This window comes from Rhizobium sp. LEGMi-198b (genome assembly GCF_054114205.1).
In genome coordinates this window covers 40,963-56,731 of record NZ_JBSYVH010000009.1, presented here as the reverse complement: position 1 = coordinate 56,731, position 15,769 = coordinate 40,963, and the positions used below count along the sequence as shown (strand labels likewise).

Here is a 15,769-nt window from a genome sequence, read left to right as displayed (position 1 = left end):
GCGAGACAACAAAAAACCCGGTCAGAAATGGCCGGGTTTTTTCTTGGACAGGACATCGAGAACGATCGCCGCGGCCTTTTCGCCGGGCGGCTCCTCGGTCTGCATCCGCTGCCAGACCAGATCGTAACCCTGAAGCATGGCTGCACGCTCGGGCGTATCGCTCGACAGCCGCTCCATATAGCGCGCCAGCAGACCGGGGCGCAGCACATCGTTGATCAGTTCGGGCACGACGGCATAGTCGGCAATCAAATTCGGCAGAGCTGCCGTCCAGGTCTTGATGCGCGAGAGTACGAATCGGGCAAGCCATTCCGTCTTGTAGGCCGAGACGACGGGAACGCCCGCAAGGCCCAATTCCAGCACCACGGTGCCGGAAGCCGCCATCGCCGCATCCGCTTCCGCGAAAGCGTTCCATTTGGCATCCTGGCCGACGAAGACATCTGGCTTGACGCGCCAGTTTTCAAGGAGGGAGCGCACCAATGCCTCCTGTCGCGGAACGGTCGGCAACACGTAACGAACGCGATCGTTTCGCCGGCTAAGCTCCGTTACCGCCTGCTCGAAAACCGGCAGAAGCTGACGGATTTCCGAGGAACGCGAACCGGGAAGCAACAGGATCGTCTTTTCTCCGTCAGGCGCGCCGAAAGGGCGAAGCGCACGCCGGCGGCGGGTTTCGACCAAGCTCGAATCCACCGTCAGCCGATGGCCGACATAGGTCGTGGCCGGCCCCGCCAAGCGCTGCATCGCTGCCGGCTCGAACGGCAGGATGGCGAGGACATGATCGACATAGGCGAGCATTTTCTGCGCGCGATATTCTTTCCACGCCCACACGCTCGGGCAGACATAGTCGACGACCGGCAAGTCCGGCAGCGCCGCGCGCACCTTCTTGGCAACGCGATGGGTGAAATCCGGGCTATCGATGATCAGGAGCACGTCCGGCTTGGCTGCGATAATGGCGTCCGTCGTCTGGCGGATGCGGGCAAGCAGTTTCGGCAGTCGCTTGATGACCTGCGCAAAACCCATGATCGACAGTTCGGAATAATCAAAAAGCGAACGCAGACCCTGTGCTTCCAGGGCATCGCCACCAACGCCGATCAGTTCGACGGCGCCATCGTAACGTTGCTTCAATGCCGCGACGAGATCGCCGCCGAGCAGATCGCCGGAGACCTCGCCGGCTACGACGGCAAGCTTTAACGGCACACCGCTCACATAAAGCCCTCCGCGCTAAGGCCGCGATCGATGCCGCAGACGAACAGCCCGGCTTCGTCGGCAGCCGCAATGACCGCTTCGCGCTCCAGCACCAGCGCCCTGCCCGCCTCGACGGCGACGCCGGCAAGGCCGGCCTTCTTTGCGTTGAACACGGTCGAAACCCCGATCGACGGAAGGTCGGCGCGCACGTCCTGCTGCGGCTTGCAGAGCTTCACCAATACGCCCCGGCGACGCGCCGATATGCGCCCTTCGGCTCGCAAACCGGAGACGCGCTCGATCATCTTGTCTGTGCCCTCGGCGCCCTCCAGCGCCACGACACGGCCGCCGACGCTGACGGCACCCTGCCCGACATCCAGCAATCCCAGGGCAATGGCTGCCTTCGCTCCCTGCGCGATATCGCGCAGATCCTCTTCCGATGGCGAGAAACGGCCGAGCGGCCCGGTGGTCGCCAGCAGATCCGGCGCGATCTCATGCGCGCCGACGACGCGGACACCGCCGGCCTCGATCAAACGGATAACCATCTGCAGCACAGCATTGTCGCCACCGGAAAGAAGGGTGCGGATGGTCGACGGCAATTCCTTGATCACGCGCCAGGTCGGACGCACATCGCGCCAGGGCGGACGACGCGCGACAGCGCCGGACATGACGACCCGGTCGACTCCATAGCGGCGAAACATGGCCTCCAGGCCGGCAAAATTGCCGACGCCGAGATTGGCATGATCGAAAGCGGACCAGTCGCGATCCGCCTCATCCGTCAGCGCAATGATAACGGGATTTTCGCCTGCCTGCCGGGCGGCATCGGCAACATAGGCCGGCAAAAAGCCGCTGCCTGCGATGATCGCCAGCCTGCCCGCATGGTTTTGACCGCTCGCGGCCACCTCAGCCCTTACCGCGATTGGGCGACGACAATGCGCGATCGCTTTCGGCGGCGATGAAATCGAGGATCTCGATCACTTCCTTACAATCGGCATATTCTTCGCGGATCGCCGCCGCATTGTCGCGGATCGAGCCCTCGCCTTCGAAAATGCTCTTATAGGCGCGGCGAACCGTATGGATGACCGAACGCTCAATTCCGGCGCGCGTCATGCCGACAATATTGAGACCCGAGAGTACGCCTGGATTTCCGTTCAGCATGCCATATGGAATGACGTCATAGCTGGCGGCCGAAAGACCGCCGATGAAGGCTTGACGGCCGATGCGGGTGAATTGATGCACCGCGCAGCCGCCGCCGAGGATGGCGCGGTCTTCGACGGTGACATGCCCGGCCAGCATGACATTGTTCGACATGATGACGTTGTTGCCGACGCGGCAATCATGGGCGACGTGGGAATTGGCAAGGAACAGGTTGTTGTTGCCGATGATGGTCTTGCCGCCGTAGTCGGCGGTACCGGTATTGATCGTCACGCCTTCGCGAATCGTGCAATTCTCGCCGACGTCCAGCGTCGTCTCTTCGCCGCCGTGATGCACGCTCTGCGGATCGCCACCGACGACCGCCATCGGGAATATCTTCGTGCCCTTGCCGATCGTCGTCCGGCCGGTCACAACCACATGCGTCAAGAGCTGAACAGCATCATGCAACACGACCTTGGGGCCGACATGGCAGAACGGGCCGACGACGACATTCTCGCCGATGACCGCTCCATCCTCAACGACCGCGAGCTTATGAATGCGCGCGCTTTTTGCAATACTGCTCATGCCTGCTCTTGGTCCTTCCGTACGATCATCGCGCCGATATCGGCCTCGGCAACCAGCGAGCCATCGACCTTGGCGTCGCAATGGAACTTCCAGATCGTACCGCGCTGCTTCAGCTTGACAACGTGGAATTCAACACGATCGCCAGGTACGACCGGCTTGCGGAAGCGGGCATTGTCGATCGTCATGAAGTAGACAAGATTGCCGCCGATTCCGTCCTTGCGGGCGCAGATCGCGCCGGCCGTCTGCGCCATACCTTCGATGAGCAGAACGCCCGGCATGATTGGCGATCCCGGGAAGTGGCCGGTAAACTGCGGTTCGTTTGCGGTGACGTTCTTGATGCCGATCGCGGAATTATCGCTATCGATCTCGATGATCTTGTCGACCATCAGGAAGGGATAGCGATGCGGCAAAAGCTTCATGATCTCGATGACGTCTGCCGACGACAGCGACGTCTTGGCTTCTTCAGTCATGCTCCGCACTCCCGTCCTTCTTTTCTCTGGCTCCTGACCGTTTTGCGATCTCCGCCGACTCTCTTAGAAAATCCCACAATGGCCGTGCCGGAAGGCCCGCATAGCGCTCGCCCGCCGGAATGCTGTTCATCACGCCGCTTTTGGCACCGATCTGAACACCGTCGCCGATATGAATATGGCCGTTCAAGCCCGCCTGACCACCGATCTGCACACCGTCGCCGATCACCGTGCTGCCGGCAATGCCGACCTGGCTGACGATCGCGCAGTGGCGGCCGATGCGGACGTTATGTCCGATCTGCACCTGATTGTCGATCTTGGTGCCCTCGCCGATGACAGTGTCATCCATGGTGCCGCGATCGATCGTGGTATTGGCGCCGATCTCGACATTGTCCTGAATGATGACACGGCCGATCTGCACGATCTTCACCATACCACGCGGGCTCGGCGCATATCCAAAACCATCCTGGCCGATACGCGCGCCATTGTGAATGATGACGCCATTGCCGAGGTAGGAGCAAAGCACGCTGGCGCCGCCGCCGATCGTGCAATTGCGCCCGATCTTGACACCCGGCCCGATCATCGCGCCGGCTCCGATGCGCGTACCCTCCCCGATCTCAGCACCCGGTCCGATAACCGCGCACGGCTCAACGCCGACGTCAGCCTCAAGCTTGGCGGTCGGATCGATGAAGGTCGCCGGCGAAATCAGCGTTGGCGCAGAGGTCAGTGCAACCGGACGCATGGCTTGCGGATGCAGCAGAGCGCCCGCCAGCGCGAAATCCGTGTGCGGCTTTCTGGAAAGGAGGACCGGGATATGCGCGGGAACGAAAGACTTCAGCGCCGGCAAGCAAATGATCGCCGAAGCCCGACAGGTCTCCAGTTCCGCACGATTCTTCCGGGAGAGAATGTAGCAAACGTCGCCTTCGCCCGCCCGATAGACGGGAGCGATGGACTTGATGACGACGCCGGCAAAGGCCTCGTCAGCAAGTTCCGCCCCAAGATGCTCGGCCAGCGCACGGAGGCTGACGCCATCATGGGACGGGAAAAAATCGATATGTTCCATAAGCACCAGCTCCAGAACGGTGTTAAGCCCGCAGTTCTGGGCTGCCGATATCAGAACTGGTTGGCGATGCCAAACCGGAAATTCTCAGTCTTGTCGTAGTCTTCCTTGAGAACCGGCACGGCATAGTCAACTCGGATGACGCCGAAGGGCGACGACCAGATCAGGCCCGCACCCAACGAAGCACGGATCGAGCTGTCGTTGTGCAGTACGTCACCGAAGAGGTCAGCCTTGTTGCCGTAGAGCGTACCCGCATCGGCAAAGGCTGCGACGCGCAGACCGATATCCTGCGGAACGCCCGGCATAGGCATGCTTGCTTCAGCCGAAGCCGTGAAGTACGTCGTGCCGCCCAGCGCATCGCCATGCGACGAACGCGGACCGATACCGGCATTCTCGAAGCCGCGGATTTCACGGCCACCGAGCGTGAACTGATCGAAGACGTTCAGGTGATCGCCTGTCGGCATGACATAACCGGCGCCAACCGTCAGCGAGCCGATGATGTCGGCTTCGTCGCTGATCATCTTGTAGTAACGCGCCTTGCCGCTCAGCTTGTAGAAGTCGGAGTCGCCGCCCAGACCCGCATATTCATGCGTGAACTTGGCGATGATACCTTCGCGCGGCAGATTCTGATCGTCGAGCGTGTTGTAGGTAAAGGTCTGCGAAATCGTCGACTGCACCCACGGGCTGTTGTTCACGAGATTCAGATACGGAGCCGACAGATTGTTCTCCCAATCGTCGGTGCCGTCATACTGAAGACGCTTGTAGTTGTAGCGTAGGGTCGTCGCCAGGTTCTCGGTGATCGGCGCGGTGACGCGCAGGGAGAAGCCTTCTTCCGAATAATCGTAGAAATCGTCGCTCGAGGTCTGGTTCCTGAAGATGTCAAAGCCGGCAGCCAGACGATAGCCGAGGAAATAGGGCTCGGTGAACGAGATGTTATAGGTACGGTTGCCTTCCGTGCCGGCACCTGCGGCGATACGGATGTACTGGCCCCGACCGAGGAAGTTCTTTTCTTCGACCGAAGCTTCGAGCAGCAGACCGCCGTTGTTGCCGACGGCGTAACCAGCACCGATACCAAACGAACCGGTCGGCTGGTCTTCGACGTTGACGATCACGACGACGCGATCCGGAGCGCTGCCCTGGGCCGTGCTAATGTCAACCTTGGTGAAGTAGCCGAGGGCGTCGAGACGACGCTTGGCGCGGGTGATCATTTCCTGGTTGAAGGCATCGCCTTCATTGAGATCGAACTCACGGCGAATGACGTAATCGCGCGTGCGGGTGTTGCCGCGGATTTCGATGCGCTCGACATAGGCGCGTTCGCCCTGATCGACCAGATATTCAATACCGATCGTGTGGCCGGTGAGGTCACGATTGCCGCGCGGCGTGATGCGGGCGAACGGATAGCCGGCCGCAGCAACGCGCTTGGAAATGTTCTCGATCGAGGTCTGGATGTCCTTGGCGCTATATACATCGCCCTTGTGGGTGATGACCAGGCTCTTCAGGTCGTCCGCATTGATGCCCTCGACCGTCGACACCACGTTGATGTCGCCATAGGTGTAGCGCGGACCTTCATCGACGTTGAAGTTCAGCGTGTATTCGTTGTTCTGCTCGTTCAGCGTCGCATCGGCACTGACGATGCGGAAGTCGGCATAACCGTGATTGTAGTAGAACTGACGCAGCGCATCCTGGTCCGCCTGCTGGCGCTCGGCGCTATAGACGTCCTTGCGGGTCAGGAACGACAGGAAGTTCGACTTCTTGGTGCTGATCACCGAAGCAAGACGGCCGCTGCTATAAGCCTGGTTGCCCGAAAAATTGATCTTGTCGATCTTGGTGCGGTCACCTTCGTTGATGACGAAGGCCACGTTGATGCGGCCCTCAGCGACCGGAACGGTCTGCGTCGTCACCTGGACTTCATTACGGCCGATTGCGGCGTAAGCGTCCTTGATAGTCTTGATGTCGGCCTGGACCTGGGTTTCGCTGTAAGGACCGGCGGCATGGGTCTGAACGATGCCCTGGAGCTTGTCGTCCTTGATCTTATGGTTGCCGTTGAAAACCACGGCATTGATCAACTGGTTTTCCTTGACGGCAATGACCAGAGTGCTGCCAGAGACAGTCATGTTTACATCGGAGAAGTATCCGGTGGCATAAAGTTGCTTTACCGAATTGTCGATGTCGGCTGGCGAAAAGCTCTTGCCGGGCTTGATCGTGATATTGTCGCGAACAGCCTCTGCACCAACGCGTCCAGCTCCCCTGACATCGACCCGCTGTATGACAGCGGCTTCTGCGACTGAGGCAGAAGCAAGGGTGATAACACCAGCGCCCGACGCAACAACACCTGCAGACAGCGCTACCGCCGACACTGCGTTCAATAATCTTGAACCAGCCTTCATTTTCACTTCTTACCTTTTTATCAGTCGTCCCCAGCCCCGAGCGAACCCGATTCCGGCCACGTGTGTCGTTTTACCCGCTTTTGACATACAAGCAAGGGAGCAAGTTAATTTCTGTTTACTTCATTTCAAACCGTGGCTCATTCGCCACTACAGCTTTGAAACATCGTAAATAAATCGTAATTTCCTCTCTAAATGCCCCATCAGCCTATCCTGGAGCTGATGTCATTCCATGTCGCAAACACCATGAGTGACAGCACCATCGCAAAACCAATTCGGAAAGCGATGTCTTGTGCCCGAGCACCCAATGGTTTTCCCCTCACGGCTTCAATCGCATAGAACATCAAGTGCCCGCCATCAAGTACCGGCACCGGCATCAAATTTAATAACCCAATGGAAACAGAAAGTATGGCGGCGAATTGGAGCACCGCCGAAAAGCCCAGGGTTGCCATTTGGCCGGAAAGCTGAGCCACCCGAATGGGGCCGCCGAGCTGATCCGCCTTCATGTAACCGCCGATGACATTGCCGAGATATTCGAAGGTGCCGGACACGATGCTGCCGGTCTGCCTGACGCCTTCGCCCAGCGCCTGAAACGGGCCATATGCCTCATAACGGAGCTTGAAGGGCTTCTGGCCGTCGGTAATCCCGATGCTGTTGATCTCCATCTCGTTGCCGAAGGCATCCGGCTCTTCGGTCTTCTTCGGAGTGACCTGGACGTCAAGTGTCCCGCCGCTACGCTTGACGGACAACGTCACGGGCTTGTCCTGACGGGACGCCACATAACGCTGCACTTCGCCGATGGAATCGATCACACGCCCATCCACGGAGAGGATACGGTCGCCAAGCGCGATGCCAGCCTCTTGCGCTGGGCTATCCGGTGCGATTGAAGCGACGAGCGGGTCGATCGGCGAAATGCCGATGCTGCCGACGTCCTTCTTCTTTCCGGAAGCGTCTGTTGCGTTCAATGTTTCCGGCACCATCGGAAAATCGCGCGTCTGGCCGTTGCGTTCGACCGTCAAAACGAGGTTTTTTCCGGCGTGATCGGTGACATAGCGGGCGATATCATAGTAGGTCGCGACATTGTTGCCGTCGACGGCGATCAGGCGATCGCCCGCCTGCACGCCCGCCTTCGCTGCCGGTCCGCCCGGCTCGACCGCCGTTACCAGCGGATCGACGAGCGCGATGCCGATGCGCCCCATTTCCATCTTGTTGCCGAACTGATCGGTGTCTTCCACGAGTTTCGGCACGATGCGGAAGTCACGCTTCTGACCGTCGCGTTCGACGGTCAGAACGATATTGCGACCGGGTCGCAGGCCGACATAACGCTGCACCTCGTCGAACGTCGTCACCTTGGTGCCGTCGATCGCGACGAGACGGTCGCCGCGTTCGATCCCCGCTTCAGCGGCGGCACCGCCGCGCATTACCACGGCCACGACCGGATCGGCGACGGTACGACCATAGACGCCGAAGAGGACGGCGAAGATTGCGATGGCGAGAATGAAGTTGGCGATCGGGCCTGCGGCAACGGTTGCGGCCCGCTTCCAGAGCTTGGCGCCGGCGAAGGACCGCGCGCGCTCCTCTTCCGTCATGGCCGAGAGCTGATCGACATCGGTCTTGCTGGAGGCATCCTCGTCGCCGAAGAAGCGGACATAGCCGCCGAGCGGAATGATCGATAGTTTCCAGCGGGTACCGTGGCGGTCGGTGAAGCCGGCGACTTCCGGACCAAAGCCGATCGAAAAGGCCATGATGCGGATGCCGGACCAGCGCCCGACCAGATAGTGGCCCATTTCGTGCACGAAGACGAGCAATGACAGAACGAAAACAAACGTGATGACGTTGTTCGTCAAGAAGCCGATGATGCCTGCCACGCTACCCATGCAACGATCCTGTTCGCGTTGATTTCAGACACCGAGCAGAACGCCGCCCAATGACATAGTCTCGCCGCTCATTGTCAGTGATATTACGATAGCCAACAAAAACGCCGCAAAACAAGCAAAAATTAGTCCATCGACCCTGTCCATGACGCCGCCATGGCCGGGAATCAGATGGCTGGAGTCCTTGACGCCGAAGCGGCGCTTGATGAAAGACTCGAATAAATCGCCAATTTGACTGCAGATTGACAAAACCAGCGTAAGCGCAGGAATCCATAAACCATCTGCCGAGAAAAAGCTCCAGACGACCGCTGTTCCGGCCACCACCGCGGCGATGGCGCCGCCGATGGCGCCCGACCAGGTCTTGCCAGGCGATATGCGCGGCGCAAGCTTGGCGCCGCCGATGGCGCGACCGACGAAATAGGCAAAGATATCCGTTGCCCAAACGGTGGCGAAAATGAACAGCATCAGCACGAAGCCGCGCAGATCGTCATCCCGAATCTCGGCAAGGGCGATCGCCGTCAGTCCCGCATAGAATATTCCACCGGGCAACCACCAGCTTTTATGGCGCACGGCAACCATGATCGCCGTCACCGCCACAAAGATGACCAACACCTCGAGAGAATAGACGGATTCCGCCATCAGCGTCGCGCCGGCTATGAGCACCAGGCCCAGCCAGCCAAGCGCATTGCCCTGCGGATCACGGCCATGCAGGTCCGTTATCGTCGACCACTCATAATAGACGAGCAGGCCGATCGCCGCCGCCAGGATACGAAAGCTCAGACCGCCATACCAGGTGGCAGCCAGAACGACCGCGGCAAGAATGATGCCGGAAATGATGCGCAGCCTGAGTTCGCGGCTCATCAGGACCCCACGGCCGCCGCTTGTTTGGCGGAAAGACCGCCAAAGCGTCGATCACGCGCAGCGTATTTTTCCAGCGCGGAGAAGAACAGGTCGCGGCTGAAGTCCGGCCAATATTCCGGCATGAACATGAATTCCGAATAGGCGGCCTGCCAGAGCAGGAAATTCGACAGCCGTTCTTCGCCGCTGGTGCGGATGATGAGATCGGGATCGGGAATTCCGGCGGTATCCAGCCGTGCATCGATCAATTCGGGACGGATGTCCTGCGGGCGCAGGCGCCCGGTCTCGACATCCTTGGCGAGGCTGACGAAAGCACGGGTGATCTCATCGCGGGAGCCGTAATTGAAGGCGATTACCAGCGTCAGCGCCGTGTTGTCCTTGGTGGTCTCTTCAGCTTCGATCAACAACGGCAGGATATCGCTGCGCAGATTGTAGCGGTCGCCGATCACGCGGATGCGGACATTCTGGCGATGCAGTTCTGCAAGATCCCGGCGAATGAACGCCTTGAGCAGACCGAGGAGATCGCTCACCTCGGTTTCCGGACGACGCCAATTCTCCGAGGAAAAGGCAAAGAGCGTCAGATATTTTATACCGACATCGCCCGCCGCCCGTACGGTTTCGCGCACAGCCTCCACGCCCTTGCGGTGGCCCATGGTGCGCGGCAGACTGCGCGCGTTGGCCCAACGCCCGTTGCCATCCATAATAATGGCCACGTGATCAGGTATGGCAGAGAACGTGGGAACTGTCATATGGATCCGGTTTCGTTAGGCAGGAAAATGCTCTAGGGCTTCAAATCTAGCGCACCCTCGCCGCTTTCAATATTTCCCCATTGAAAGCGGGATGCTCTAGCGCGCAATCAGACCTGCATGATTTCCTTTTCTTTGTCGGCTAGCAAGCGGTCGATGTCGGAAATCGTATCGTCCGTCATCTTCTGTACACGCTCGGACTGGGCACGGCTTTCATCCTGACCGATTACACCGTCCTTTTCGGCCTTTTTGAGACCGTCCATGCCATCGCGGCGGACATGGCGAATCGCCACCTTCGCCTTCTCGGCATATTCATGGGCGACCTTGACCAGAGAACGGCGGCGCTCCTCGTTGAGTTCCGGCAACGGAATACGCAGATTTTGGCCATCGACGATCGGGTTGAGGCCGAGATTGGATTCGCGGATCGAGCGCTCGACGGCGCCAACCATCGACTTGTCCCAAACGGAGACGGTCAGCATGCGCGGCTCGGGCACGGTGATGTTGGCAACTTGGTTCAGCGGCATGCGCGAACCATAGGCTTCAACTGTGACCGGATCGAGAATGTTGGCGGACGCGCGCCCGGTGCGCAGCGAGGCGATATCGCTCTTGAATGCCGCGATGGCGCCGTCCATGCGGCGCTTCAGTTCCTTGAGGTCGGTGCCTTCACTCATGTTTTTATACTCCCGTTTAATAGGCGGCGCCGGCAGGCCCGGTGCCACAGGAACGTCAATTGTCGGATACGATGGTCTTACGACCGCCGCCGGTCAAGATTTCTGCGAAACCGCCCTTCTCATGAATGGAAAAGACGATGATCGGAATTGAATTTTCCCGCGCAAGCGCCACGGCGGCCACATCCATGACGGCGAGCCCCTTTTCCAGCACCTGGCTGTGGGTCAAATGTTCGAAACGCTCGGCGTCCGGGAACTTCTTCGGATCGGCGGAATAGATGCCATCGACCTGCGTTCCCTTGAAGATTGCTTCGGCACCCATTTCGGCGGCGCGCAGCGCTGCGGCGGAATCGGTGGTGAAGAAGGGATTGCCGGTGCCGCCAGCAAAGATCACCACGCGGCCGAGCGACAGATGATAGAGCGTCGCACGCTGCGAGAAACTCTCGCAGATCTCCGGCATGGAAATGGCTGAGAGCACCACCGTATCGATGTCCAGCTTGCGCAGCGAGGTGGCCAGCGCCAGAGCGTTGATGACGGTGCCGAGCATGCCCATGTGGTCGCCGGTCACGCGGTCTCCGCCCTTGGAGGCCACGGCAACGCCACGGAAGATATTGCCGCCGCCGACGACGACGCCGACCTCGACACCCATTTCGCGCGCTGCGGCAATATCGGATGCAATGCGGTCAGCGACGGTAACGTCGATACCGAACCCCTGGCTGCCCATCAGAGCTTCGCCGGAGGCCTTGAGCAATACGCGCTTGTAGATCGGCTGGGACATCTTGGCTCCTTGAAGTGATCGCGGGGTAATAATTGTGAATGCCGGATACACGAAGGGCACCGCGTTGTCACGCGATGCCCACGGGTTTCCCCTGATATGGTTTCACCTATCTGGGATATGGTTTCGTTTCGTCAACAGACGAAATGAATTCGTTGATCAGCCCTTGGCGGCAGCGGCGACTTCGGCAGCGAAGTCGGTCTCTTCCTTCTCGACGCCTTCGCCGAGAAGAAGACGGGCCATGCCAGTGATTTCGATCGGCGCGCCGGCGGTCTTTTCAGCTTCCTTGAGGGCAGCGGCGACGGTCAGGTCCGGATTAATGACGAAAGCCTGCGACAGAAGAGCGACTTCTTCGAAGAACTTGCGCATGCGGCCTTCGACCATCTTTTCGATGATGTTGTCCGGCTTGCCGGAGGCGCGGGACTGCTCGATGAAGACGTTGCGTTCGCGCTCGGCGACGGCAGCGTCAACTTCTTCCGGACGGATGGCGAGTGGGTTCGTAGCAGCAATGTGCATGGCAACCTGGCGGCCGATCGACGTCAGAACGGCTTTGTCACCGACCGACTTCAGGGCAACCAGAACGCCCAGCTTGCCGATACCGTCGCCAGCAGCGTTGTGAATGTAGGTCGCCACGACGCCGTGCTCAACTTCCAACTTGACCGCACGACGAAGCGCCATGTTTTCGCCGATGGTTGCAATCGCGTCCTTGATGGTGTCGGCGACCGGCTTGCCGGACGCGGGATAGGTCGCAGCCGAAACGGCTTCGACAGTACCGTTGGTGGACAGCGCAACTTCGGCAATGCCACGAGCAAGATCCTGGAAGGCATCGTTACGGGCAACGAAGTCGGTTTCAGAGTTGAGCTCGACCACGACGGCCTTGTGGCCGGCGCCGGCAATGGCGACCAAGCCTTCAGCGGCGGTGCGGCCGGACTTCTTGTCGGCCTTGGAGATGCCCTTGGCGCGCAGCCAGTCGATCGCGGCTTCGATATCCCCGTTCGTCTCGGTCAGCGCCTTCTTGCAGTCCATCATGCCTGCGCCAGACTTTTCGCGCAGTTCTTTCACCAGTGCAGCCGTAATCTCGGTCATAAGCTTCCTCTTGTCGGTTCATACGGTGCGGCAAACGGCTTTAAGCCGAAGCGGCACCGATTTGAGGGACGAAATGTACCCGTAAGTATGACAGCGTTATGAAGCAGCGTCATACTGTGGAATTCTGTTTGGAACATGCCTGGATTTTCCGCCCAGGCGAGGCGTTACCAAAAACGCGATAAGGCCGCTCGAACTCCTTGAAGTCGCAAACGGCCTTATCCCGGATATCAATACGCTCGGGCGGACAAGCTTTTGTCCGCCACAAGACGCGATCAGGCTTCGGTGCCGTCCGCCAGGGTCGGCTCGACAGGAGCTTCGACGGAAGCGCCGAGGTCGCGGCCGGATGCGCTCTGCTGGCGGGCGATGCCGTCGATGGCAGCGCGCGAGATCAGGTCGCAGTAGAGAGCGATGGCGCGCGAGGCGTCGTCGTTGCCCGGGATCGGATAGTCGATCAGGTCCGGATCGCAGTTCGAGTCGATGATGGCGACGACCGGAATGCCGAGGCGCTTGGCTTCGTCGATCGCGATCTTTTCTTTGTTGGTGTCGATGATGAACATCAGGTCCGGAGTGCCGCCCATATCGCGGATACCGCCGAGAGCCTTGTCCAGCTTTTCGCGCTCGCGCTCAAGGTTCAGACGTTCCTTCTTGGTGAAGCCCTGGGCTTCGCCGTTGAGGATTTCGTCGAGCTTGCGCAGACGCTGAATGGAATTCGAAATCGTCTTCCAGTTGGTCATCATGCCGCCGAGCCAGCGGGCGTTGACGTAGTACTGAGCCGAGCGCTTGGCGCTGTCGGCGATCAGTTCGGACGCCTGGCGCTTGGTGCCGACGAACAGGACGCGGCCGCCACGGGCAACGGTGTCGCTGACAACCTGCAGAGCGCGGCTCAGCAACGGAACCGTCTGGGCGAGGTCGATGATGTGGATGTTGTTACGATCGCCGAAGATGTACGGCTTCATCTTCGGGTTCCAGCGATGCGTCTGGTGGCCGAAGTGAACACCAGCTTCCAGAAGCTGACGCATAGAAAAATCAGGCAATGCCATGCCTTTGACTCCTTTTCCGGTTGAACCTCCGCAAGGCGAACAGCCTCCTCTTCGAGGAAGCCACCGGGCGGAACGATCCGGATTTCTCCCGGACAATCCCATGCCTTACGTGTGGAATGCGGCTGCCCATACATTCGATTTACCGAGAATGCAAGGCTTACGCAGAAAAAATGCGACAGACCCCTGCCCTCAGCTCGCGACCTTATTGAGCAGCGCCAGCATGACGTTGGCGTCCGGCATGGGCAAGACCGCGTCGATTTCATCCGGCAGCAGGCCCGCAATGGCCTCATGTGCATTTCCGGTCGCCGTGCCCAATGGTCCACGGAAACCGTGCTTGGTCCAGGCAAGTTCCTGCAGCTTCGGGCTTGTCAGCGCATCCATCAGTCGGTTGGCGGTCTCGTCGACGACGATCAGAGGATGCGAGGAATAGACGGTCGGATGCGGGTAGAGGACGACGGGCTTTGCCGTCGAGCTCGCTTGAACGCGCTTCCAGCGTTCGGGATCGGCGATGATCCATTCGACCAACTGATTCTCGTAGCCGACGATCATCGGTTCGCCACCAAGACCGCCGGCCAGATATTGATCGAAAAGCTTGCCGGATGACGGCGACTTGAAACCCATGTTGCGGAAGATCGTCTGCGCCTTGTCGCCGGACTGTGTGAGATCGGCGGCAGTCGCGACGTTGCCGGCAAATAGGCTCAGCACCAATCCGGCAAACATGAAGCCGGAATTGGAGCGATTCGGATCGGTCGATACGATGCGCGCCTGCCCGTAGAGCGAGGCGACCCCGAGCTTGGACCAGTTCGTTCCTGCAAGGACGGCATCGAGCAATGCCTTCAGATCAAGCTGATGCTGTCCCGTGGGTGTCACAGTAACCAGCCCGGATTTTATCAATCCGTCGACCACCGGCTGCCAGGTGTAGACAACCACCGGCGTATTCAGCACGACACGGTCGTTGCGGATCTTGATGCCGTTCTGCCGGGCGATATCGACCATGATCGAGGAGGATGGCCAGAGGAAAGCGGGGTTCTGCTGCAGAAGCGCCTGCTCGCGCACCATCTCGACGGAGCCGGCCACACGCGTATCTATATCCAGTCCGTAGCCCCGCAGGGCGCCGACGACATCCTCGTCAGCCAGAAAGGATTCTTTCTCCCCGCCGATGAAACCGAAGAGTTTCGTGCGGTTGCCGAGTAGCCCCTGGAACTCCGGCCTGTCCTTCGCGGCGAAATAGCCGCCGGTGCCGGCGACGCTGGCAGCAAGAAGTCCCACTCCAAAGGCGCGGCGAGAAATGACCATCAGCGTCCGATATCCTCTTTGAGCGAAGCCTGTATGAGGCGCAGTTCCGTGTCCAACGTGTCGAGCCTGTCGTCGACGAGGCTATCCGAATAATGCACGAAGGCGTCCTCAAGCTTGGTGAGCACCAGCTCCACATCCTGCAATCGCTTCTGGTCGGGCACGCGTTTGGCCTCGAGGGTGGCGAAACCCTCGGCGACTTCAGCCGCGCGCGGCAGATAGTAACTGAGGAACCGCCGTACGGTGCCGGCGCTTTCCGGGCTCGCCTCCACCTTGGCAAAGACATCTGCGGCGATTTCGGCCAGATGCCGCACGCGCTTTGCCGTCACCTTGTTGGTAATGTGGTCCGCCGAGGCTTCCAGCCTTTGCGCCGCCGGTGCAGCCGCATTCAAGAGATCACGCGCGAAATCGAGACGTCCCCTGCCGATGGCTTTGGCATCCAGACCTTCGAAAAGCCGGCGCGGCGACAGGGTGAAGACAAGACCTGCAAAGACGAGCAGACCGATGACGGCCGCGATCCACAATGGCATCTTCGCAAAGAAGCTCAAGACGGGAACGACGATCGCAGCGGCAAGCCCCGCCACGATCCAATTCCAGTCATTGCCGAACCAGTTACGCAT

General features: G+C 59.7%; 15 protein-coding genes. All 15 read right to left on the bottom strand.

The window, feature by feature from the left end; all coding sequences use genetic code 11:
• Positions 1-21 precede the first annotated feature (21 nt).
• The gene (gene lpxB / locus ACXHXG_RS27910) at positions 22-1,203 is read right to left on the bottom strand and encodes a lipid-A-disaccharide synthase (protein ID WP_104822988.1); all 1,182 of its coding nucleotides are present in this window, start codon (positions 1,201-1,203) and stop codon (positions 22-24) included.
• Positions 1,200-2,081, bottom strand: a complete 882-nt coding sequence (locus ACXHXG_RS27905) for an LpxI family protein (RefSeq protein ID WP_104822987.1) — start codon at positions 2,079-2,081, stop codon at positions 1,200-1,202. Before ACXHXG_RS27905 ends, lpxB begins: the two co-directional genes overlap by 4 nt.
• A gap of 1 nt (position 2,082) precedes the next feature.
• Positions 2,083-2,898: an acyl-ACP--UDP-N-acetylglucosamine O-acyltransferase gene (gene lpxA / locus ACXHXG_RS27900; RefSeq protein WP_104822986.1), complete on the bottom strand. Its 816-nt coding sequence runs from the start codon at positions 2,896-2,898 to the stop codon at positions 2,083-2,085.
• Positions 2,895-3,368, bottom strand: a complete 474-nt coding sequence (gene fabZ, locus ACXHXG_RS27895) for a 3-hydroxyacyl-ACP dehydratase FabZ (RefSeq protein ID WP_028755031.1) — start codon at positions 3,366-3,368, stop codon at positions 2,895-2,897. The genes lpxA and fabZ overlap by 4 nt, the downstream gene beginning before the upstream one ends.
• The gene (gene lpxD / locus ACXHXG_RS27890) at positions 3,361-4,428 is read right to left on the bottom strand and encodes a UDP-3-O-(3-hydroxymyristoyl)glucosamine N-acyltransferase (protein WP_457901427.1); all 1,068 of its coding nucleotides are present in this window, start codon (positions 4,426-4,428) and stop codon (positions 3,361-3,363) included. The genes fabZ and lpxD overlap by 8 nt, the downstream gene beginning before the upstream one ends.
• A 50-nt stretch (positions 4,429-4,478) precedes the next feature.
• Complete coding sequence (bamA, locus tag ACXHXG_RS27885; protein WP_104822984.1) at positions 4,479-6,812, bottom strand: outer membrane protein assembly factor BamA; 2,334 nt, start codon at positions 6,810-6,812, stop codon at positions 4,479-4,481.
• Between the two features lie 200 nt (positions 6,813-7,012).
• On the bottom strand, positions 7,013-8,686 hold the full coding sequence (gene rseP, locus ACXHXG_RS27880) for an RIP metalloprotease RseP (protein ID WP_457901426.1): 1,674 nt from the start codon (positions 8,684-8,686) through the stop codon (positions 7,013-7,015).
• Between the two features lie 24 nt (positions 8,687-8,710).
• Positions 8,711-9,544 carry a phosphatidate cytidylyltransferase gene (locus tag ACXHXG_RS27875; RefSeq protein WP_457901425.1) on the bottom strand — a complete coding sequence of 278 codons (834 nt, stop codon included), beginning with the start codon at positions 9,542-9,544 and terminating at the stop codon, positions 8,711-8,713.
• Complete coding sequence (locus ACXHXG_RS27870; protein WP_104822981.1) at positions 9,544-10,290, bottom strand: isoprenyl transferase; 747 nt, start codon at positions 10,288-10,290, stop codon at positions 9,544-9,546. Before ACXHXG_RS27870 ends, ACXHXG_RS27875 begins: the two co-directional genes overlap by 1 nt.
• Positions 10,291-10,397: 107 nt before the next feature.
• Positions 10,398-10,958, bottom strand: coding sequence for a ribosome recycling factor (gene frr / locus ACXHXG_RS27865; protein WP_028755025.1), 561 nt, complete (start codon positions 10,956-10,958; stop codon positions 10,398-10,400).
• 55 nt (positions 10,959-11,013) lie between these two features.
• A complete protein-coding gene (gene pyrH, locus ACXHXG_RS27860) occupies positions 11,014-11,733 on the bottom strand; it encodes a UMP kinase (protein WP_104822980.1) in 720 nt (239 codons plus the stop codon).
• 156 nt (positions 11,734-11,889) lie between these two features.
• Positions 11,890-12,816 (bottom strand): translation elongation factor Ts, encoded by a 927-nt coding sequence (gene tsf / locus ACXHXG_RS27855; protein ID WP_104822979.1) that lies wholly within the window; start codon positions 12,814-12,816, stop codon positions 11,890-11,892.
• A 272-nt stretch (positions 12,817-13,088) separates the two neighbouring features.
• Positions 13,089-13,856 carry a 30S ribosomal protein S2 gene (rpsB, locus tag ACXHXG_RS27850; RefSeq protein ID WP_028755022.1) on the bottom strand — a complete coding sequence of 256 codons (768 nt, stop codon included), beginning with the start codon at positions 13,854-13,856 and terminating at the stop codon, positions 13,089-13,091.
• A gap of 189 nt (positions 13,857-14,045) precedes the next feature.
• Positions 14,046-15,152 (bottom strand): hypothetical protein, encoded by a 1,107-nt coding sequence (locus tag ACXHXG_RS27845; protein WP_457901424.1) that lies wholly within the window; start codon positions 15,150-15,152, stop codon positions 14,046-14,048.
• On the bottom strand, positions 15,152-15,769 hold the full coding sequence (locus ACXHXG_RS27840; RefSeq protein WP_104822976.1) for a 5-bromo-4-chloroindolyl phosphate hydrolysis family protein: 618 nt from the start codon (positions 15,767-15,769) through the stop codon (positions 15,152-15,154). Before ACXHXG_RS27840 ends, ACXHXG_RS27845 begins: the two co-directional genes overlap by 1 nt.